The sequence below is a fragment of the Mycobacterium sp. KBS0706 genome, from assembly GCF_005938675.2.
Classification (GTDB): Bacteria; Pseudomonadota; Alphaproteobacteria; order DSM-16000; family Inquilinaceae; genus Inquilinus.
The window spans coordinates 37,422-55,614 of sequence record NZ_VCCH02000039.1 but is presented as its reverse complement, the minus strand read 5'-3'; the positions used below and the strand labels follow the sequence as shown (position 1 = coordinate 55,614).

At 70.4% G+C, this 18,193-nt stretch carries 20 protein-coding genes; 13 read left to right on the top strand and 7 right to left on the bottom strand.

Translation table 11 applies throughout. From position 1 onward, the window contains the following. Nucleotides 1-52: 52 nt before the first annotated feature. Together FFK22_RS21265 and FFK22_RS21260 are read right to left on the bottom strand one after the other, a co-directional pair. Entirely contained in the window at nt 53-1,516 is a 1,464-nt protein-coding gene (locus tag FFK22_RS21265; protein ID WP_186002567.1) for a HAMP domain-containing sensor histidine kinase, read from the bottom strand. Then, nucleotides 1,503-2,192 (bottom strand): response regulator transcription factor, encoded by a 690-nt coding sequence (locus tag FFK22_RS21260; RefSeq protein ID WP_138891048.1) that lies wholly within the window; start codon nt 2,190-2,192, stop codon nt 1,503-1,505. Before FFK22_RS21260 ends, FFK22_RS21265 begins: the two co-directional genes overlap by 14 nt. A gap of 245 nt (nt 2,193-2,437) precedes the next feature. On the opposite strand from FFK22_RS21260, the gene FFK22_RS21255 reads away from it, so the two are divergent. Genes FFK22_RS21255 through sdhA form a run of 3 tightly spaced genes read left to right on the top strand, consistent with a single transcriptional unit; the run spans nt 2,438 to nt 6,454 of the window. Next, complete coding sequence (locus FFK22_RS21255) at nt 2,438-3,355, top strand: LysR family transcriptional regulator (protein WP_138891047.1); 918 nt, start codon at nt 2,438-2,440, stop codon at nt 3,353-3,355. A 58-nt stretch (nt 3,356-3,413) separates the two neighbouring features. After that, the gene (locus FFK22_RS21250) at nt 3,414-4,661 is read left to right on the top strand and encodes a YbfB/YjiJ family MFS transporter (RefSeq protein ID WP_138891046.1); all 1,248 of its coding nucleotides are present in this window, start codon (nt 3,414-3,416) and stop codon (nt 4,659-4,661) included. Next, on the top strand, nt 4,658-6,454 hold the full coding sequence (gene sdhA / locus FFK22_RS21245) for a succinate dehydrogenase flavoprotein subunit (protein ID WP_138891045.1): 1,797 nt from the start codon (nt 4,658-4,660) through the stop codon (nt 6,452-6,454). Before FFK22_RS21250 ends, sdhA begins: the two co-directional genes overlap by 4 nt. Nucleotides 6,455-6,503: 49 nt before the next feature. Here sdhA and choX read toward each other — a convergent pair whose 3' ends face one another. From choX to FFK22_RS21230, 3 genes are all read right to left on the bottom strand, one after another. Next, nucleotides 6,504-7,445: a choline ABC transporter substrate-binding protein gene (gene choX, locus FFK22_RS21240; RefSeq protein ID WP_221938749.1), complete on the bottom strand. Its 942-nt coding sequence runs from the start codon at nt 7,443-7,445 to the stop codon at nt 6,504-6,506. Nucleotides 7,446-7,483: 38 nt separating this feature from the next. Further along, nucleotides 7,484-7,978 carry a thioesterase family protein gene (locus FFK22_RS21235; RefSeq protein WP_138891043.1) on the bottom strand — a complete coding sequence of 165 codons (495 nt, stop codon included), beginning with the start codon at nt 7,976-7,978 and terminating at the stop codon, nt 7,484-7,486. Nucleotides 7,979-8,120: 142 nt separating this feature from the next. Next, complete coding sequence (locus tag FFK22_RS21230; protein ID WP_221938748.1) at nt 8,121-9,248, bottom strand: D-alanyl-D-alanine carboxypeptidase family protein; 1,128 nt, start codon at nt 9,246-9,248, stop codon at nt 8,121-8,123. Nucleotides 9,249-9,633: 385 nt separating this feature from the next. On the opposite strand from FFK22_RS21230, the gene FFK22_RS21225 reads away from it, so the two are divergent. The 6 genes from FFK22_RS21225 (at nt 9,634) to FFK22_RS21200 (ending at nt 14,247) form a co-directional block, all read left to right on the top strand. Next, nucleotides 9,634-10,263 (top strand): helix-turn-helix transcriptional regulator, encoded by a 630-nt coding sequence (locus FFK22_RS21225; protein ID WP_138891041.1) that lies wholly within the window; start codon nt 9,634-9,636, stop codon nt 10,261-10,263. 122 nt (nt 10,264-10,385) lie between these two features. After that, nucleotides 10,386-11,228, top strand: a complete 843-nt coding sequence (locus FFK22_RS21220; protein ID WP_138891040.1) for a branched-chain amino acid aminotransferase — start codon at nt 10,386-10,388, stop codon at nt 11,226-11,228. A 15-nt stretch (nt 11,229-11,243) separates the two neighbouring features. After that, nucleotides 11,244-11,927, top strand: coding sequence for an FkbM family methyltransferase (locus FFK22_RS21215; protein WP_138891039.1), 684 nt, complete (start codon nt 11,244-11,246; stop codon nt 11,925-11,927). 11 nt (nt 11,928-11,938) lie between these two features. After that, a complete protein-coding gene (locus FFK22_RS21210; protein WP_138891038.1) occupies nt 11,939-12,892 on the top strand; it encodes a DUF1624 domain-containing protein in 954 nt (317 codons plus the stop codon). A gap of 93 nt (nt 12,893-12,985) precedes the next feature. After that, complete coding sequence (locus tag FFK22_RS21205) at nt 12,986-13,564, top strand: sigma-70 family RNA polymerase sigma factor (RefSeq protein ID WP_138891037.1); 579 nt, start codon at nt 12,986-12,988, stop codon at nt 13,562-13,564. Further along, nucleotides 13,561-14,247 (top strand): NrsF family protein, encoded by a 687-nt coding sequence (locus FFK22_RS21200; RefSeq protein WP_138891036.1) that lies wholly within the window; start codon nt 13,561-13,563, stop codon nt 14,245-14,247. The genes FFK22_RS21205 and FFK22_RS21200 overlap by 4 nt, the downstream gene beginning before the upstream one ends. A gap of 13 nt (nt 14,248-14,260) precedes the next feature. Here the strand turns inward: FFK22_RS21200 and FFK22_RS21195 are convergent, their stop codons facing one another. Further along, on the bottom strand, nt 14,261-14,941 hold the full coding sequence (locus FFK22_RS21195) for a thioredoxin family protein (RefSeq protein ID WP_138891035.1): 681 nt from the start codon (nt 14,939-14,941) through the stop codon (nt 14,261-14,263). A gap of 125 nt (nt 14,942-15,066) precedes the next feature. Here FFK22_RS21195 and FFK22_RS21190 point away from each other — a divergent pair, with 125 nt between their 5' ends. The 4 genes from FFK22_RS21190 (at nt 15,067) to FFK22_RS21175 (ending at nt 17,598) form a co-directional block, all read left to right on the top strand. Further along, on the top strand, nt 15,067-15,564 hold the full coding sequence (locus FFK22_RS21190) for a hypothetical protein (protein WP_138891034.1): 498 nt from the start codon (nt 15,067-15,069) through the stop codon (nt 15,562-15,564). Then, nucleotides 15,561-16,058 carry a hypothetical protein gene (locus tag FFK22_RS21185; protein ID WP_138891033.1) on the top strand — a complete coding sequence of 166 codons (498 nt, stop codon included), beginning with the start codon at nt 15,561-15,563 and terminating at the stop codon, nt 16,056-16,058. The genes FFK22_RS21190 and FFK22_RS21185 overlap by 4 nt, the downstream gene beginning before the upstream one ends. A gap of 71 nt (nt 16,059-16,129) precedes the next feature. After that, complete coding sequence (locus tag FFK22_RS21180) at nt 16,130-16,501, top strand: response regulator (protein WP_138891032.1); 372 nt, start codon at nt 16,130-16,132, stop codon at nt 16,499-16,501. A 110-nt stretch (nt 16,502-16,611) separates the two neighbouring features. Next, nucleotides 16,612-17,598, top strand: a complete 987-nt coding sequence (locus tag FFK22_RS21175; RefSeq protein ID WP_138891031.1) for a CPBP family intramembrane glutamic endopeptidase — start codon at nt 16,612-16,614, stop codon at nt 17,596-17,598. A gap of 14 nt (nt 17,599-17,612) precedes the next feature. On the opposite strand, the gene FFK22_RS21170 is transcribed toward FFK22_RS21175, so the two are convergent. Beyond that, complete coding sequence (locus tag FFK22_RS21170; protein ID WP_138891030.1) at nt 17,613-18,140, bottom strand: RNA methyltransferase; 528 nt, start codon at nt 18,138-18,140, stop codon at nt 17,613-17,615. Nucleotides 18,141-18,193: the final 53 nt, after the last annotated feature.

The following is an 18,193-nucleotide window of genomic DNA, read 5'->3' as shown; positions in this document are numbered from 1 at the left end:
AAAGCCCGGCCATCCAGTGCGTTAGGAGCATATCTCCGGTGCGGCGGCGTGGCTATGGGCGACGCAGCGGCGCCGGGCTGGAGCCGATGCCGGCCGCTGGGCGGGGGCGCCGGCCTTCCGCCCCGGGCTTCGCTGGCGGCACGGGCTTGGCCGCTTCGCCGAAGTCCAGGGTCACCGCGAGGCCGGGGCCGTTGTCCGCCAGCGCCAGCCGGATCTCGTGCAGCTGGGCCACTGCCGCCACCAGGCTGAGGCCGAGGCCGCTGCCCGGGGTCATCCGGCTGGCGTCGAGCCGGAAGAAGCGCTGGAACACCTTCTGCCGCGCCGCCTCCGGGATGCCGGGGCCGGTGTCGCGCACCTGCCCGACCGGGCCGTCGGGGCCTGGCGCCAGCGACACCGTGATCCCGGTCCCGGCCGGGGTGTGGCGGATCGTGTTCTCCACCAGATTGGCCAGCATCTGGGTCAGCAGCTGGCGGTCGCCGCGGATCCGCAGGCCGGGCGCCACCGTGCCGGTCAGCCGGTGCCCGGAATCGTCCGCCACCGGGCCATAGGTGTCGATGATGGTGTCGAACACCCCCGACAGGTCGATCGGGGCGAAGCCCTCGCGCCGCGCGCCGGCCTCGATCTGGGCGATCCGCAGCAGCGCCGCGAAGACGCCGAGGATGCCGTCGATATCGGCCACGGCCCGCTCCACCGCGGCATCGTAGTCGGCGGCCGAGGCGGCCTTGAGCCGGGCCCGCTCCAGCCTCTGGCGCATATGCGACAACGGCGTGCGCAGGTCGTGCGCGATGTCGCTGGAGACCTGGTGCAGCCCCTGCATCAGCTGCTGGATGCGGTCCAGCATGGCGTTCAGGTTGGCGGCCAAGCGGTCGAACTCGTCGGCCCCCTTGCCGCGGCTCGGCACCCGCTCGTCCAGGTGACCGTCCATGATGTGGCGGGCGGCGACGTTCACCGCTTCCACCCGGCGCAGGAAACGGGCGCTCAGCACCAGGCCGCTGGCCAGCGCCAGCAGCACCGTCGCCGCCGCGCCGGCCAGGAAGAAGCTGGTGATGCCCTCCTGCAGCTCGTCCAGGTCGTGGGTGTCGCGGCCGATGAACAGGCGCAGCTCCGGCGTCAGGTCGACGCCGAGGCCGCGGACGGTGTGGCGCTGGCGGTTGCCGTCGCCGTCGGTCGTCCTCAGCGGGATGTCGGCCCAGCCGGTCACGGCCGGCAGTGGCCGCAGGTTGCCGGCCAGCACGCCGCCGTCGGCATCCTGCAGCGCGTAGTAGAAATAGTCCGGGTCGATGTCGGTGAGACGGTCGTTGATCGCCTTGACGATCTCGGGGGCGGAGGCGCCGGCCAGCGCATCCCGGACGGTCTTCACCTCCGCGCTGATCGAGAGGTCGATCTGCTGGTCGGAATAGCGCGTCATCGCCACATAGACGATGCTGGACACGACGATGATCGAGACGCTGAACAGGGCGGCGAAGCCGGCCGCCAGCCGGAACGTCGCGGTTCTGACGAGCCTAGCCAGGATCACGGAGGCAGTACCCAACGCCGCGGACGGTGTCGAGCAGGGGCGCATCGAAGCCGCGATCGATCTTGCCGCGCAGACGGCTGATATGCGTTTCCACCACCGTCGTCTGCGGCTCGAAATGGAACTCCCAGACATGCTCGAGCAGCATACTACGGGTGACGATCTGGCCCGAGTGCCGCATCAGATACTCCAGCAGCTTGAACTCGCGCGGCTGCAGGTCGATCGCCTGGCCGGCCCGGGTGGCGGTGCGCTTCAGCAGATCGATCTCGAGATCGGCGACGCGCAGCCCGGTCTCGACCGCGACGGTGCCGGCGCGGCGGGTCAGGGCCTCGATGCGGGCCAGCAGCTCGGCCAGGGCGAAGGGCTTGACCAGATAGTCGTCGCCGCCGGCATTCAGCCCCTCGACCCGGTCGCTGACGCCGCCCAGCGTGGTCAGGAACAGGATCGGCACCGTGTTGCCTTCGCCGCGCAGCCGGCGGGCCAGGGTGATGCCGTCGATGTCCGGCAGCATGCGGTCGATGATCAGCAGTCGCGGGCCGCAGCCCTGGCGGGCCGCCGCGGCGCGGGCCAGCCCGTCGGCCCCGGTCACGCTGTGCTCGACCGTGTGGTCGGCTTCGTGCAGGGCGCCGATGATGTGCTGGGCCGTCTCGGTGTCGTCTTCGATCAGATGGATCTGCATGGGCAGGCTCTCGGGCAGCGGATCGCTGGCGTGACAGGCTGGACCACGCCGAGAGAGCTTTGCTCCCGCCGGACCGTTGCACGCCGAGACGGTGCCGCGGGCGTTTGACCCGGCCGAGAGAGTAGAAGCAAGGCCGGTGGCGGCGTACTTACGTTTTGGTAATCACCAGTCCATGTCGCCGGACGGCCGGATCCTCCGCTACAATCGGCGCGGCCTTCCCGGACGGCTCGCATGGGGCGCGCATCGTGAACGACAAGGATCTCAGGGTGTTCGAGGCGGTGGCCCGCACCGGCGGCATCGGCCGGGCAGCAGCCGAGCTCAACACCGTCCAGTCCAACGTCACCGCCCGGATCCGGGCGCTGGAGGAGGAGCTGGGCCTGGCGCTGTTCGAGCGGCACAGCCGCGGCGTCGTTCTGACCGCGGCCGGGCAGCGCCTGCGCCCCTTTGCGGTGCAGATCGCGGACCTGATCCGCCAGGCCAAGCGGGCGGCGCAGGATGACGGCACGCCGCGCGGGCCGTTGTCGATCGGCAGCATGGAGACCACGGCCGGGCTGCGGCTGCCGGATGTGCTGGCCGCCTTCACCCAGGCCCATCCCGATGTCGACCTGTCGCTGACCACCGGCACCACACCCTGGCTGACCCGGGCGGTGATCGCCCGCGAGCTGGACGGCGCCTTCGTCGCCGGCCCGGTCGACCACCCGGAGCTGGAGGCCGAGACCATCTTCGCGGAGGAGATGGCGATCATCACCGCGCCGTCGGTGACGGATCTCGACGATCTCGCGACCCTGGCCGGGCTGAAGCTCGTCGCCTTCCGCTCTGACTGCGCCTACCGGCAGCGGCTGGAGAGCGTCCTGGCGGCCCAGGGCATCGTCAAGGTGAAGGCGATCGAGATCGGCACGCTGGACGGCATCATCGGCTGCGTCGCCGCCGGCATGGGAATCTCGCTGCTGCCGAAGGGCGTGGTCACCCAGGCGCTGCGCGACCGGCGGATCAAGGCCTTCCGCCCGCCGGCCTGGACCGAGCGGGTCGACACCGTGTTCGTCCGGCGCATCGATGCGCATCCCTCCAGCGCCCTGTCCGCCTTCCTGCGGATCGCGCGGCCATCCCCCGTGGCGCGGACGGCGGAGCCGCTGGCGCTGGTGCAAAGCCATCGCCGCGCATGATGGCTTCCATCTGAACTAATCACTCCCGCTGCTGGGGCGGCGCGCCTAGCTTTTGGTCATGAGCGCGACACCCCACCGGCCCGGTTCCCACGGCCACGGCCAATCCCCCGCGCGGGAGCCCGGTCAGGCCTGGCGCTTCGCCGCTGCGGGGCTCTGCGCCTCGCTGGTCGGGCTCGGCCTGGCCCGCTTCGCCTATACCCCGCTGATCCCGGCACTGATCGCCGCCGAATGGTTCAGCCCCTCGGACGTGATCTATCTCGGCGCCGCCAACCTGGCCGGCTATCTCGCCGGCGCCCTGGCGGCACGACCATTGGCCGCCCGCACCGGCTCGGTCCGGGCGCTGCGCGGCACCATGGTGCTGGCGACCCTGTCCTGCCTCGCCTGCGCCATGCCGGTCGCCTTCGCCTGGTTCTTCGCCTGGCGGTTCCTGGCCGGACTCAGCGGCGGTGTCATCATGGTGCTCGCGGCCTCCGCCATCCTGCCGCACACGGCGGCGGGCAAGCGCGGCCTGGTCGGCGGCGTGATCTTCGCCGGCGTCGGCCTGGGCATTGCCGCCTCGGGCACGCTGGTGCCGCTGCTGCTGCAGCAGGGCCTGCGCGAGAGCTGGCTCGGGCTGGCGGCGCTGTCCGGCGTGCTGACCCTGGTCGCCTGGCCGAACTGGCCGAAGGGCGATCCTGCCGCGGCGTCCCACTCCGGGGCGGTCGCCACGCGGCCGCGGCTGTCCGCCGCCGTTCCGGCGCTGACGCTGCAATACGGCCTCAACGCGGTCGCCCTGGTGCCGCACATGGTCTTCGTCGTCGATTTCATCGCCCGCGGCCTGGGCCAGGGCATCGCCGCCGGGTCGCAATACTGGGTGCTGTACGGGCTGGGCGCGGTGGTCGGGCCGCTGCTGACCGGTCATCTGGCCGACCGGGCCGGCTTTCGGCCGGCGCTGCGGGCGGCCTTCCTGATCCAGGCGGTGGCGGCGGCCCTGCCGGCCGTCAGCACGGCCCCGGCGGTCCTGATCGTCTCCTGCCTCGTCATCGGCGGCTTCACCCCCGGTATCGTGCCGCTGGTGCTGGGCCGCATCCACGAACTGATCCCGCATGGCGCCGAGGCGCAGCGCGCCGCCTGGGGCCGGGCGACCACGATGTTCGCGCTGTTCCAGGCCGGGGCGGCCTACGGTCTGGCCGCCCTGTTCGACCGCACCGGCGGCGACTACCGCATCCTGTTCGTCGTCGGCAGCGCCGCCGCGGCCCTGGCGCTCGCCATCGACCTCGTCCTGGCGCTGACGGTCAGGGCCAAGGCTTCCGGAGCATCGTCATGACCGAGTCCTACACCATCATCGACCACAGCTACGACGTGGTGATCGTCGGCGCCGGCGGGGCCGGGCTGCGCGCGGCGCTCGGCATGGCCTCGTCCGGGCTGAAGACGGCCTGCGTCACCAAGGTGTTCCCGACCCGCAGCCACACCGTGGCGGCCCAGGGCGGCATGGCGGCGTCGCTCGGCAACATGGGCGACGGCGACAACTGGCGCTTCCACATGTACGACACCGTCAAGGGCTCCGACTGGCTCGGCGACCAGGACGCGATCGAATACATGTGCCGCGAGGCCGGGCCGGCGGTGCTGGAGCTGGAGCGGTTCGGCGTGCCGTTCTCGCGCACGCCCGACGGCCTGATCTACCAGCGCCCCTTCGGCGGCCAGACCCTGGACTACGGCAAGCAGATGGCGCGGCGGACCTGCGCCGCGGCGGACCGCACCGGCCACGCCATCCTGCACACGCTCTATCAGCAATGTCTGGAGCACCGGACCGAGTTCTTCGTCGAATACGTCGCGCTCGACCTGCTGACGGATGACGACGGCGCCTGCCGCGGCCTCCTGGCCTGGAATGTCGAGGACGGCACGCTGCACCGGTTCCGCGCCCATCGCACGGTGCTGGCGACCGGCGGCTATGGCCGCGTGTACTTCTCCTGCACCGCGGCGCATAGCTGCACCGGCGACGGCAACGCCATGGCGCTGCGCGCCGGGCTGCCGCTGGCCGACATGGAATTCACCCAGTTCCACCCGACCGGCATCTACGGGTCTGGCTGCCTGATCACCGAAGGCTCCCGCGGCGAGGGCGGCTACCTGACCAATGCCGAAGGTGAGCGCTTCATGGAGCGCTACGCCCCGACGGCGCGGGACCTGGCCGGGCGCGACGTGGTCTGCCGCTCGATGACGATCGAGATCAACGAGGGTCGCGGCTGCGGCCCGCAGAAGGACCACATCCTGCTGCATCTCGAGCATCTCGGCGCCGACGTGCTGCACGAGCGGCTGCCCGGCATCAGCGAGACGGCGAAGATCTTCGCCGGCGTCGACGTGACCAGGGAGCCGATCCCGGTCCTGCCGACCGTGCATTACAACATGGGCGGCGTGCCGACCAACCTGCATGGCGAGGCGACGACGCTGCGCGGCGGCGACCCGGAAACGGTGGTGCCCGGGCTGATGGCGATCGGCGAGGCCGCCTGCGTGTCGGTGCACGGCGCCAACCGGCTGGGGTCGAACTCGCTGCTCGACATCATCGTGTTCGGCCGGGCGGCGGCGCAGCGGGCCGTGGCGACGGTGCGGCCGGGCGAGACGCATGCGCCGCTGCCGGCGGCGGCGACGGACAAGGCGATCGCGCGGCTGGACCGCGTGCGCCGGGCCAAGGGCGGCACCAGCGCCGGCGAGATCCGGCTGGCGATGCAGCGGATCATGCAGCGGCACTGCGCCGTGTTCCGCGACGGTCCGCTGATGCAGGAGGGTCTCGGGAAGCTGGAGGAGGCGGCCGGCCCGATGCGGGCCGATCTCGGCCTGGCTGACCGGTCGATGGTGTTCAACACCGACCTGGCCGAGGCGCTGGAGCTGGACAACATGCTGCAGCAGGCGGTGGTCAGCCTGCATTCGGCGATCGGCCGCACCGAGAGCCGCGGCGCCCATGCCCGTGAGGACTATCCGAAGCGGGACGACGCGGTCTGGCTGAAGCACAGCCTGGCTTGGCTGGACGAGGCGGGCGGCGTCCGGCTGGACCACCGCCCGGTCCACATGCAGCCGCTGTCCAACGAGGTGGCGCCGATCCCGCCGAAAGAGCGGGTGTACTGAGCGGGCGGCCGGGGCAGCCGCAGGGCGGCCCCGGTCCGCGCCGGTGGGATCAGCTGCTCTTCAGCGAGGCCTTGACCGCATCGATGCCAGGCTTGCCGTCGATGGTGGTGACGCCGTCGAGCCACTTGGTCAGCAGCTCGGGATTGTCGGTCAGCCACTTCCGGGCCGCGGCGTTCTGGTCCATGCCGCCGTCCAGGATCATCGACATCATCTGGTTCTCGGTGTTCAGGTCGAACACCAGCTGCTTGGCGAATTTCTGCACGTTGGGGCAGCCAGCCAGCCATTTCTGGTTGGCCAGGGTGCGCACCGTGGCGCCGCCATAATTCGGGCCGAAATAGGCATCGCCGCCGGTCAGGTAGTCGATCTTGTACTTGATGTTCATCGGATGCGGCGCCCATCCCAGGAACACCACCCATTCACCGCGGCGCGTGGCCCGGTCGACCTGGGCCAGCATCGCCTGCTCGCTGGCCTCGACCAGGTTCCAGCCGCCGAGGCCGAACTCGTTCTTCTCGATGATGGTCGACAGGTTCTTGTTGGCGGAGGAGCCGGGCTCGATCGAGTAGATCGACTTGCCGAACTTGTCGGCGAACTTCTGCAGGTCGGCGAAGTCCTTGACCCCGGCCTCGAACGCCTCGTGGTTGACCGCCAGCGTCACCTTGGCGTCGTCGAGATTGGTGCCGACCAGCTCGACACCCTGCTTCAGATAGGGGCCGACCATTTCGGTCTGCGACGGCATCCAGTTGCCGAGGAACAGGTTCACCTGGTTGTTCTTGAGCGATTCGAAGGTGACCGCGACCGAGAGCATGTCGACCTTCGGCTCGTAGCCCAGGCCGGTCAGCACGGTCTGGGCCAGGGCGGTGGTCGAGGTGATGTCGGTCCAGCCGACATCCGACAGCTTCACGGTCTTGCAGGCCGCGTCGTCGGCCAGGGCGGCGGCCGGGGCCAGCGCGGCGATCGCCGCGGCGGCGAAAAGGAAACGTCTCGCGTTCATCATTGCCTCCTGTTTGTCCTCATGGGAACGGGGCGTTGTCAGCCCTTCTCGTCCTCCGCGGCGGCCTCGTGGGCGGCGCGGATCTCGCTCAAGCGGTCATGGATCTCGGCCTCGAACGGCGCGACCTTCGGGATGGTCGCATCGATCGACAGGTTCAGCACCTCGCTCTCGGCCAGCACGGCCCCGTCCGCGGCGTCGCGCATGACGTGGTGCAGGGTGAAGCGCTTGGCATCCAGCACGCCCAGCCGGGTCTCGACCGCCACCTCGTCGCCGGCATGGGCCTCGCGCCGGTAGCGGATCTTCATCTCGCCGGTGAAGACGGTGCGGCGACTGCGCGCCCGGTAGGCGGCGTCGATGCCGGCGAATTCCAGGAAGGCGTCGGTGGCATGGCTGAAGATGACGGCATAGTAGCCGTCGTTCAGATGGCCGTTGTAGTCGGTCCATTCCGCCCGCACCGCCTCGCGATGCAGCCGCAGCGGCGCGGCGATCGTCCGGTCGGACGGGGATGTCGGGTTGGCCGCGGTCGCTGGCATCCGCCGGTTGGTCCTCGCCTGCGGCCCGTCTCTCGTCGGACGGGCTCGAATGCAGGCGATGCTACGCGGCGGCGGCCGGTCCGATTGATGAAAGGCGACGCCGGCCTGATCGAAAGCGCCGCAGTCCTCTCGCCCGGGCGGCTCAGAGCCCCAGCAGCAGGCCGAGCTTCATGCCGAAGGCCCGGAAGATCGACGCCTCCGGCATGTCCTGGGCGGCGACCAGCGGCACCTTGCGCACCGGCCCGTCCGGCGGCGCGATGTCGATCTCGCCCAGCACCTGGCCCTTGGTGATCGGCGCCTCGATCGGCTCCTGGAACCGGGCGGTGACCGTCATCTTGTCGAAATCGGCGGGCTGCATGGTCATGGCCAGGTCGTGCGCCACCGTGACCGGCACCTTGTCCTCGGCGCCGAGCCAGACCGTCGCCTCGTCGACCGTGGCGCCGGCCTTGAACAGCGGGTACAGGCGGAACTGGTTCCAGCCCCATTCCAGCAGCCGGGCGCCTTCGTCGGCGCGCGACTGCATGCTGGGCAGCCCGTTGACCACCAGCACCAGCCGCCGGTCGTCGCGAACGCCCGAGGCGGTCAGGCCGTAGCCGCCGGAATCGGTGTGGCCGGTCTTGATGCCGTCCACGCCCATGTCGCGGTACAAGAGCGGGTTGCGGTTGCCCTGCTTGATCTTGTTCCAGGTGAACTCCCGCTCGCTGTCGTAGCGGTAGTATTGCGGGAAGTCCGAGATCATCCGCTCGGCCAGGATCGCCAGGTCGCGCGCGGTCGAATAATGCTCCGGGTCCGGCAGGCCGTTGGACGTGACGAAGTGGCTGCTGTTCATGCCCAGCGTCTTCGCCATCGCGTTCATGCGGTCGGCAAAGGCGGTCTCCGACCCCGCCAGGCCTTCGGCCAGCACCACGGCGGCGTCGTTGCCGGACTGGATCAGCAGGCCGCGCAGCAGATCCTCGACGCGGATGGTGTCGTTGATCTGGACGAACATCTTCGACCCGCTGGTCTGCCAGGCCTTCTTGCTGACCGGGAACTTGGTGTCGAGCGTGATCCGGCCGTCCCGCAGCGCGTCGTAGACCAGATAGGCCGTCATCATCTTGCTCATCGACGATGTCGGCATGCGGTCGTCCGCGGCCTTCTCCATCAGCACCGTGTCGGTGGTGGTGTCGATCAGGATCGCCTGCTTGGCGATGGTGTCGACGGTGGCCGCGTGGCCGGGCAGCGCGGCGAGGCTGGCGAACAGAACGGTGGCGCGGATGAGGGAGGCCGGCATCGCGATCTTGATCATGGGACGGAGCATGGACCGCAGGGATAGCGTCAACTGAGGCCGCTGCCAACATAAGCCTGTCACAACCGTCCCGCGGCGAAACGCGCAGGCGCATGGTCACACCGGTGAGAGGGCATGCATAGGAAACCTGAACCTACCTCCTTACTCGCTCTCCTATCCCTTTCGGGTCATAGCGCAAAGGGCGCGCCGCTTGTACAATGCCAAGCGTGGTGGGGGCCACGTCTGTCGAATAGGCGAGATGCAACATGGGGGAGCACAAGTCTCTAGGAAAACAAACATATTCATTTTTATGCAAGTTTTATGAATGATTACGCGCATGAATGGACACGCTCTTACACGTGGCACAACGCCCCCGGGAGATATAGTTCCCATGCTGAAGCACGCCGACATCTGGGCGGCGATCGATCGTCTCGCCAAGCTCAACGGGTTGTCCGCCTCCGGCCTCGCGCGCCGCTCGGGGCTCGACCCGACGACCTTCAATCCTAGCAAGCGCCAGTCGAGCGACGGCAAGCTGCGCTGGCCGTCCACCGAGAGCATCTCCAAGATCCTCGACGCGACCGGCAGCTCGATGGCCGCCTTCGTGCGGCTGATCGACGACGGGTCGGGCCTGCCGGCCCGGCGCATTCCCATCGTCAGCCGTGCCCAGGCCGCCGCCAACGGGCTGTTCGACGAAGCGGGCCGCCCGGCCGGCAAGGGATGGGACGAGGTGGATTTCCCCAACCTGTCCGACCCCACCGCCTATGCGCTTGAGATCGCCGGCACCGACATGGCGCCGATCTACCGGGACGGCGACGTCATCGTCGTCTCGCCAGCGGCCGGGCTGCGGCGCGGCGACCGGGTGGTGGCGCGGACGGTCGGCGGGGATCTCCTGGTCGGCGAGCTGGTGCGGATCAGCGCCAATCGGATCGACCTGAAGCCGTTGTCGGGTGACCAGGAACCGCAGTCGCTGAAGCTGTCCGACGTGGCCTGGAAGGCCCGCATCGTCTGGTCGAGCCAGTAGCCGCGGCTGGCCGGACCCTGCGTCCGGCGCAGGGCTGGGCCACCAGCTGCCGGGCGGTGTTGGCGCCGCCCGGCGGCTCGCCTATGCTTCGCCGTCACACGATGCGGGATCGGACGGACGACATGGCGAGACAAGCGTGGACCTTCCTCGACGGCTCCTGGCAGGAGGGCAATCCGCCGATCATGGGGCCGTTGACCCATGCCGCCTGGATGGCCTCGATCATCTTCGACGGCGCCCGCGGCTTCGAAGGCGTGGCGCCGGATCTCGACCGCCATTGCGTCCGGGCCGTCGCCTCGGCGAAGTCCATGGGACTGCAGGCGACCCTGCCGGCCGAGGAGATCGAGGCGCTGGCCCGCGAGGGGCTGCGCCGCTTCCCGGCCGATGCCGCGGTCTATATCCGGCCGATGTTCTGGGCCGAGGACGGCTGGATCGAGCCCGACCCGGCGGCGACGCGCTTCTGCCTGTCGATCTATGATTCGCCGCTGCCGCAGCCGGGCGAGGACAGCGCCTGCTTCGCCCAGGGGCTGCGCCGGCCATCGCCGGAGATGGCGCCGACCATGGCCAAGGCCGCCTGCCTGTACCCGCAATCCGGCTTCGCCATGCGCCAGGCCAAGCAGCGCGGCTTCACCAATGCGGTGATGCTGGACCCGATCGGCAACGTCGCCGAATTCGCCACTGCCAACATCTTCATGGCCAAGGACGGCGCCGTGCACACGCCGGCGGCGAACGGCACCTTCCTGGCCGGCATCACCCGCCGCCGGGTGATCGAGCTCTTGCGCCATGACGGGGTCGAGGTGGTCGAGCGCGCGATCCGGCCGGGCGAGCTGGCCGACGCCGACGAGATCTTCCAGACCGGCAACTTCGCTAAGGTGCTGCCCTGCACCCGGCTCGAGGACCGGCACCTGCAGCCCGGGCCCCTCTATGCCAAGGCCCGCAAGCTGTACTGGGAGTGGGCGCATTCCTGACCCCGAGCAGGCCCGATGAGCGACGCCGTTCCGCCCGAGCCGGTCTCCAAGGACACGCGCAACCTGATCCGGGTGCTCGAACACCAGGGCATCACCCTGGTATTCGATATCGGCGCCAATATCGGCCAGTACGCGCAAAGGCTGCGGCGCGGCGGCTATGCCGGGCGGATCGTCTCGGTCGAGCCGCTGTCGGCCGCCCATGCCGCGCTGACCGCGGCGGCCGCCGGCGATCCAGACTGGGCGGTCGAGTCGCGGCTGGCGCTGGGCGACAACGATGCGCCGGTCACGCTGCAGGTCTCGGGCGAGAGCGACATGAGCTCGGTGCTCGACTTCACCGCCGAGATGGCGGACCTGCTCGACGGCTCGGCCTATGTCGGCACCGAGGTGGCGTCGCAGGCGCGGCTGGAGCGGATCTTTCCCCGCCACGCCCGGCCGGACGACCGGGTGCTGCTGAAGATCGACACCCAGGGCACCGAGCGCCGGGTGCTGGACGGCGCGCGCGGCGTGCTGCCGCGCATCGCCGCGGTGCAGATGGAGCTGTCGGTCGTGCCGGTCTATGACGGCGAGCCATCCTATCTCGACAGCATCCGGCACATGGCCGAGCTCGGCTTCGTCCCGGCGCTGTTCATCGCCGGCTATTTCAACCGCCGCACCGCCCGGCTGATCGGCATGGACGGCGTGTTCGTGCGGCCGGGTTAGCCACGAGTTCGATGCCGACCCCAGCGCCTGCCGGCCGCCTGCCGGTCATCGACCTGCTCCGCGGCCTGGCGCTGCTGGCGATGGCGCTTTACCACCTGTCCTGGGACCTGAGGTACTTCGGCTTCGTCGACTGGGACCTGCAGGGCGGCGCCGGCTGGATCGCGGCGCGGTACCTGATCGCCGGCAGCTTCCTGGCCCTGGTCGGCGTCGGCCTGGTGCTGTGGCATGTGCAGGGGCGCGACTGGCGGCGCTGGGCCATCCGGCTGAACAAGGTGGCGGCCGGCGCGGTGGCAGTCACGGTCGCCACCTGGTTCGCGATGCCGGACGAGTTCATCTTCTTCGGCATCCTGCACAGCATCGCCGTCGCCAGCGTCCTCGGCCTGCTGTTTCTGCGGCTGCGGCCGCTCGTGAATTTCGTCCTCGGCCTTGCCGTGATCGCGCTGCCGATCCTGTGGCGCTCGCCCCTGTTCGATCATGCCTGGCTGCTGTGGACCGGGCTCGGCACCCAGGCGCCGCACAGCAACGACTACGAGCCGCTGTTCCCCTGGTTCGGCCCGGTGCTGCTGGGCTTTGCCACGGCCCGCTGGTGGCTGCGCGCCCGCACCCCCGGTGGCACGATCGACGGCGGTGCCCCAGGCCGGCCGCTGCGCTGGGTCGGGCGGCACAGCCTGGCCGTCTATCTGATCCACCAGCCGGTGCTGATCGGCGTCCTGCTGCTGGTCGGCATGGCCCTCGGCCGCGACCCGCAGGCGATGCTGTCGCCAGGGCCGGATCAGGCCAGGGAACTGATCGACTGCCAGGTGCAATGCGAGCAGCGGGGCGGCGGCATGGAGCAGTGCCACGCCTATTGCAGCTGCATGGTCGATGGCGTCCAGGCCCAGAGCCTGTGGCCGGCGCTGCGGCCGGATGCGACGCCCGAGCTCAAGGACCGCCTGCTGGGGCTGGCCGCCTCCTGCAGCCGCTAGCGCGGGGCAAACATGACGGAAAATTCGCTCGCCTGCCATCGGGCGCGGCCCTAGTCTCGCGCCGATGTCCGGATTGCCCTGCCGCCCGCTGCCATGAGCCCGCCCGACGAGAACAGCCCGTCCGGCGCGGCGCCGGATGTCGGCTGGTCGGCGCTGATGGTCGCGACCCAGGCCGGCGACCGGGCCGCCTATCACCGGCTGCTGACCGAGATCACCCCCTATCTGCGGGCGCTGGCCCGCCGGTCGCTGCGCCGCCCGGCCGATGCCGAGGACGCGGTGCAGGACGTGCTGCTGACCCTGCACAGCATCCGCCAGACCTATGATCCGACCCGGCCGTTCCAGCCCTGGCTGGTGGCGATTGCCCGGCGGAGGATCGTCGATCGCGTCCGCATCCAGATCCGCACCACCGGCCGCGAGACGGCGATCGACCCGTTCCAGGAAACCTTTGCCGCCCCCGAAACGAACGAGATGGGGATGGAGGCCGATTCGATCGTGCTGCGACGCGCGATCGCGGAGCTGCCGCCGGGCCAGCGCCAGGCGGTGGAGCTTCTGAAGCTGAAAGACATGTCGCTGAAGGAGGCATCGGCGGCCAGCGGCGCGTCGGTGCCGGCGCTGAAGGTCGCGATGCATCGCGCGCTGAAGGCGCTGAAGGGGGCGTTGGGACCGAAATGACGGAGACGGGGCACACTCGCACCACGGACCTGATCGCGCAGCTGGCTGCCGATGTGCGGCCGGTCCGGCCGCTGCGGCCTCCGATGCTGCGGGCTCTGCTGTGGCTGGCCGTCGCCGTCCTGGTGATCGGAACCGTCGTGGCGGCCTTCGGGATCCGGCCCGATTTCATGACGGAAATGGGCGAGACCCATTACCAGCTGGAATGGGCGGGCTCGCTGCTGACCGGCATCCTCGCGGCCGTTGCCGCCTTCCATGTCAGCCTGCCGGACCGGCCGCGCGCCTGGGCGTTGCTGCCGCTGCCCGGCCTGGCGTTCTGGCTGTTCTCGATCGGCTACGGCTGCATGACGGACTGGGTTCGCCTCGGGCCGCAGGGCTTCGCGTTCGGGGTCAGCTTCTTCTGCTTCCGTTCGATCCTGCTGATCAGCCTTCCGCTGTCGCTGGTGCTTCTGGCGATGCTGCGTCTCGCCGGGCCGGTGCGCCCGGTGGCGACGATCGCCAGCGGCACGCTGGCCGCGGCGGCGCTGTCGGCCTGCGGCGTCTCCATGTTCCATGGCGACGAGGCGACGCTGATGGTGCTGATCTGGCATGGCGGCGCCGTGGCGCTGCTGGTCGGGCTGGGCACGTTGCTCAATCGCCGCCTGTTCGGCCTGTTCGGCCCGCGGCCGGCCGGCCAGGCGGGCTGAGAGGAGGGCCCGGCTACAGCCGGGCCGCCCCCAGGATCCGGCCGTCCGCGGCCTGCAGCAGCACGGCCGCCCGGTCGCCCTCGGGCCTGGCCGCGGCGATCGTGCCGCCGGGCGACCAGCCGTCCAGCCGGGCCAGGCTGCGCACGACGTTGCGGTCGACCAGGGTCCGGCCGGCATTCTCGCCCCGCCGCACCGGCGTCTCGTGCCGGTCGTCGAAGCCGACCAGCCACAGCACCGCATCCGCCGGGGCGGCGGGGTCCACCGCCACCTGCAGCGCCGCATCCGACGCGGTCAGCGTCAGCGGCACCGACGGGTCGGAGCGCGCATCGGCAATCGCCGAGTCCAGCGCCGCGCGGTCGGAACCGACGACGTCGCGGCCGCCATCGACCACCGCCTGCGGCGTGTAGACCTGGCTCGACCCCATCTGCGTGGCATAGGCGCTCTGCCGCGCCGTCGCCCAGGCGCTGGAGAACGGGTCCACCCAGCCCAGCCGGTTCCAGTAGTCGACATGGAAGGCCAGCGCCAGCACCTCCGGCCGGTCCGCCAGCGTCGCCAGCAGCGCGTCGGCAGGCGGACAGGAGGAGCAGCCCTGGGAGGTGAACAGCTCCACCACCACGGGCCGTTCGGCCGCCATCGCCGGAAGGCCGGGCAGGGCTGCGAGGGCGAACAGGCCGGCGAGAAGCGGTCGGATCATGGTCTATCCCTGAAGCGGAAACCTGCCTTCGGTTCGGCCCGGTTGGGTGACGGGTTACGAGAGGGCTTGATTCGCGATTGATAATCGTTCTCAAATGCGCTGACCGTTCACACGGAGAGTCCAGAATGGACGAGGACCAGATCACCGAGCCAAGCGACCGCCGCAGCCTGCCTTTCGCCGAACAGCTGGTGCTGTGGGCGCTGCGGCTCAGCGTCGTCGGGCTGAAGACCGGGGCGCCGACCGACCATCCGGTGGTGCTGGCCTTCCGCAAGGTCGGCGCCGAGGCGGCGGCCGAGCGGGTCGGCCTGCTGACCCGCATCATCGGCTTCGGCGCCGAGCGGCGGGTGCAGATCGGCGTGCCCTGCGCCTTCACCGTCACCGAGGATGAGCGCCGGATCCTGGACCTGGTCGCGATCGGCCAGGCGGGCGTGTCCGGCACGCTGATGCTGCGCGGCATGCTGTCGCCGGCCGCCTGCCGCGCCGCCGCCGGCCTGTGCGCCGAGCTCGCCGGCCTGCTGGCCGAGGCGGGGGTGATGCTGCAGCGGCCGGCCGCGCCGCCGCGGCCGCTGCGGATACCGGCCAATCTCCCCGCTTTCGGCCTGGTCCGGGCGGCGCTGCCATGAGCGACGAGGCGCATGATTGCGACGATGCCGGCGCGCCGCCCTTGACCCGGGCGGAGACACTGGTGCTGTGGGCGATGCGCGCCTGGGTCGCCGGCCACCGCCACGGCATTCCCGTGCTCGCCAATCTCCGCACCGCCTTCCGCAACGAGGGCGCCCCGGCGGCGGCCGAGGCGGTGGACGACCTGATGGGCTTCATCGCCAACGGCGCCGGCCGCACCATCCAGGTGAACTGCCCGCGCTGCCGGCAGGTGACGGAGGATGAGCGGCTGCTGCTTGATGTCGTGGCGCTGCACCAGCAGGGCGAGACGCTGTGGGTGCCGTTCCTGGCCCGCGCCATCCTGACGCCGGCCGCCGCCCGGATGTGCGGCCCGATCTTCGCCGCGGTGGCGGACGCCCTGCAGGATGGCGGGATCGTGCTGCCGCCGGTCGCCGGCCAGGTGCCGCCGCCGGAGGCCGCCGCCCATGTGGTCCCGGCCGGGGCGACGATCCACTAACGCGGCCGTCGGGCATCAAGGGTTGCCCCCGGACCGGTTTGCCGCCAAGAATTGGATCGGGACTGAAAGAAGTGAACAGCTATCCGATGCGTGGCGGACGTGTGTTGCTGGTCGAGGATGACGTGCTGGTGCGTCTCCTCGCCGTGGAGGCCCTGGTCGATGACGGGTTCGACGTCGCCGAGGCGGCGGACGGGCCCGAGGCGCTGCGCCTGCTCGATGGTGGCGAGTTCGACCTGATGGTCACCGATGTCGGCCTGCCCGGCATGTCGGGCGCCGAGCTGGCCGTCCAGGTGCGGCGCGAGCGGCCGGCGCTCAAGGTGCTGTTCACCACCGGCTACGGCATCGAGGATGGGGTGCCGGCCGACCTGCCCACCCTGCGCAAGCCCTACGCCGCCGACGCCCTGGCCTCGACCGTACGGTCGCTGCTGGCGACCGGCGCGTAGGCGCCGCGCGATCCACCCTTCGATGATGCCTCCGGCCTGAGAGGGCCGCTGGACGGCGCTGGGCCGGCCAGCTACGCTTCGCTGCATTCTCCGATTGCAGCCGTGTTTTCATGATGTCTTTGTCCAGCGATGCCTTCCGGGCCTATGTCGAGCAGGCTCGCACCGGTCGACTGAGCCTCTGGCGGGTCTGTCTCGGCGTCGGCCTTGCTCTCATCCTGTCCCCGGCCGTGATCCTCCTGGTCATGCTCGTCGTCGGCGTGGTCATCGGGCTGGGGCTGCACAATCGCGGGCCGAGGCCGACCGAAGCCCAGATCGGGGATATCATCCAGCAGTTCGTGACCTCGCCGTCCGGGGCCGCAGTGCAGCTGGCGGCGGTCGCGACCGGCTGGGGATGCATCTGGCTGATCGTGCGTCTGCTGCATCGGCGCACGATCCCGAGCGTGCTCGGGGCCGAGCGTGGCGTGGCGTGGGACGACTTCGCCAAGGCCGCGGCGGCGGTCGTGATCGTCAGCGTGCTCGACGGATGGGCGTTGTCATTCTTCGACCCGGCGCCGCCGCGCAGGGATGTCGAGATCGGCACATGGCTGCTGGCGTCGCTGCCGTTCGTGGCCTTGATCCTGGCCCAGACCTCGGCGGAGGAGCTGGTGTTCCGGGGCTATGTGATGCAGACCCTGGCGGCGAGGTTCCGCAGCCCCCTGGTATGGGCCGGGCTGCCGACCGTCATCTTCGCGCTGCTGCATTGGGATCCCGCCGCGACCGGCGGGGCGAACGCCATCATCCTGGGATCGATCACCATCTTCGCCCTCGGTGCGACGCTGCTGGTCTATACGACCGGGAATCTCGGCGCATCGATGGGGCTGCACTTCGGCAATAACCTGGTGGCCATGCTGTTCGTCTCGTCGGAGGCCCGGTATGCCGATCTCAGCCTGTTCGTCGGCGAGCCGCTGTCGGCGCGGGACTGGAGCCTCCATGAGATCGCCGTCAGCGTTCTGCTCAGCATCGTGGCGATGACCGTGACCCTGTTGTTGCTGCTGTATCCGCGATCGCCGCTGCGGATGGCCGTCCGCATCCGGCCGCTCGCCGATGCGGGCGGCTGACCGGCCGGTCCGCCTCAGCCCTCCGCCACCTTCGGGCCGCCATGGACATGCGGCGGCAGCTCCTCGGTCGGGCCGCCGGGCATGATCGGCCGCGGCGCGAAGCGGCCGAGCGAGATCAGCCGGTCGTACATCACCAGCGCGCCGGCCAGCGACAGGTTCAGCGAGAAGCGGGTCGGGATCTGCACGATGTGGTCGCAGCGCGCCACCATCTCCGGCGACAAGCCGCCGCGCTCCGACCCCAGCACATAGACCGCCCGGCGCGGGTGGCGGAAGCTCGGCAACGCGACGGAGTCGGCCATCAGCTCGATGCCGACCAGCGCGCAGCCCTGCGGCAGGGTGAGGGAGGCGACGTCGGGATAGGTGTAGAGCGGCACGGTGCCGGCAGCGCTCGAGGTATCGCTCCAGCCGAAATCCACCGTCTCGGCCACCGGCGCCACGGTGAAGCAGAAGGCCGCGCCGAAGGCATGGCCGGTGCGCAGCAGGGCGCCGATATTCATCGGCTTGCTGATGCCCTCGCAGCCGATCGCGAAATAGCCCTTCATCCGATCCCATCCGTGTCGTCCGGCTCCGAACTTGCCCCGCGCGGGGCGCGGGG

Excerpts from the sequence above, each read along its gene's own strand:
- FFK22_RS21260 (WP_138891048.1), bottom strand. The coding sequence starts at position 2,192 with ATGCAGATCCATCTGATCGAAGACGACACCGAGACGGCCCAGCACATC.
- FFK22_RS21250 (WP_138891046.1), top strand. The coding sequence starts at position 3,414 with ATGAGCGCGACACCCCACCGGCCCGGTTCCCACGGCCACGGCCAATCC.
- sdhA (WP_138891045.1), top strand. The coding sequence starts at position 4,658 with ATGACCGAGTCCTACACCATCATCGACCACAGCTACGACGTGGTGATC.
- choX (WP_221938749.1), bottom strand. The coding sequence starts at position 7,445 with ATGAACGCGAGACGTTTCCTTTTCGCCGCCGCGGCGATCGCCGCGCTG.
- FFK22_RS21235 (WP_138891043.1), bottom strand. The coding sequence starts at position 7,978 with ATGCCAGCGACCGCGGCCAACCCGACATCCCCGTCCGACCGGACGATC.
- FFK22_RS21230 (WP_221938748.1), bottom strand. The coding sequence starts at position 9,248 with ATGCCGGCCTCCCTCATCCGCGCCACCGTTCTGTTCGCCAGCCTCGCC.
- FFK22_RS21225 (WP_138891041.1), top strand. The coding sequence starts at position 9,634 with ATGCTGAAGCACGCCGACATCTGGGCGGCGATCGATCGTCTCGCCAAG.
- FFK22_RS21220 (WP_138891040.1), top strand. The coding sequence starts at position 10,386 with ATGGCGAGACAAGCGTGGACCTTCCTCGACGGCTCCTGGCAGGAGGGC.
- FFK22_RS21215 (WP_138891039.1), top strand. The coding sequence starts at position 11,244 with ATGAGCGACGCCGTTCCGCCCGAGCCGGTCTCCAAGGACACGCGCAAC.
- FFK22_RS21210 (WP_138891038.1), top strand. The coding sequence starts at position 11,939 with ATGCCGACCCCAGCGCCTGCCGGCCGCCTGCCGGTCATCGACCTGCTC.
- FFK22_RS21205 (WP_138891037.1), top strand. The coding sequence starts at position 12,986 with ATGAGCCCGCCCGACGAGAACAGCCCGTCCGGCGCGGCGCCGGATGTC.
- FFK22_RS21200 (WP_138891036.1), top strand. The coding sequence starts at position 13,561 with ATGACGGAGACGGGGCACACTCGCACCACGGACCTGATCGCGCAGCTG.
- FFK22_RS21195 (WP_138891035.1), bottom strand. The coding sequence starts at position 14,941 with ATGATCCGACCGCTTCTCGCCGGCCTGTTCGCCCTCGCAGCCCTGCCC.
- FFK22_RS21190 (WP_138891034.1), top strand. The coding sequence starts at position 15,067 with ATGGACGAGGACCAGATCACCGAGCCAAGCGACCGCCGCAGCCTGCCT.
- FFK22_RS21185 (WP_138891033.1), top strand. The coding sequence starts at position 15,561 with ATGAGCGACGAGGCGCATGATTGCGACGATGCCGGCGCGCCGCCCTTG.
- FFK22_RS21175 (WP_138891031.1), top strand. The coding sequence starts at position 16,612 with ATGATGTCTTTGTCCAGCGATGCCTTCCGGGCCTATGTCGAGCAGGCT.
- FFK22_RS21170 (WP_138891030.1), bottom strand. The coding sequence starts at position 18,140 with ATGAAGGGCTATTTCGCGATCGGCTGCGAGGGCATCAGCAAGCCGATG.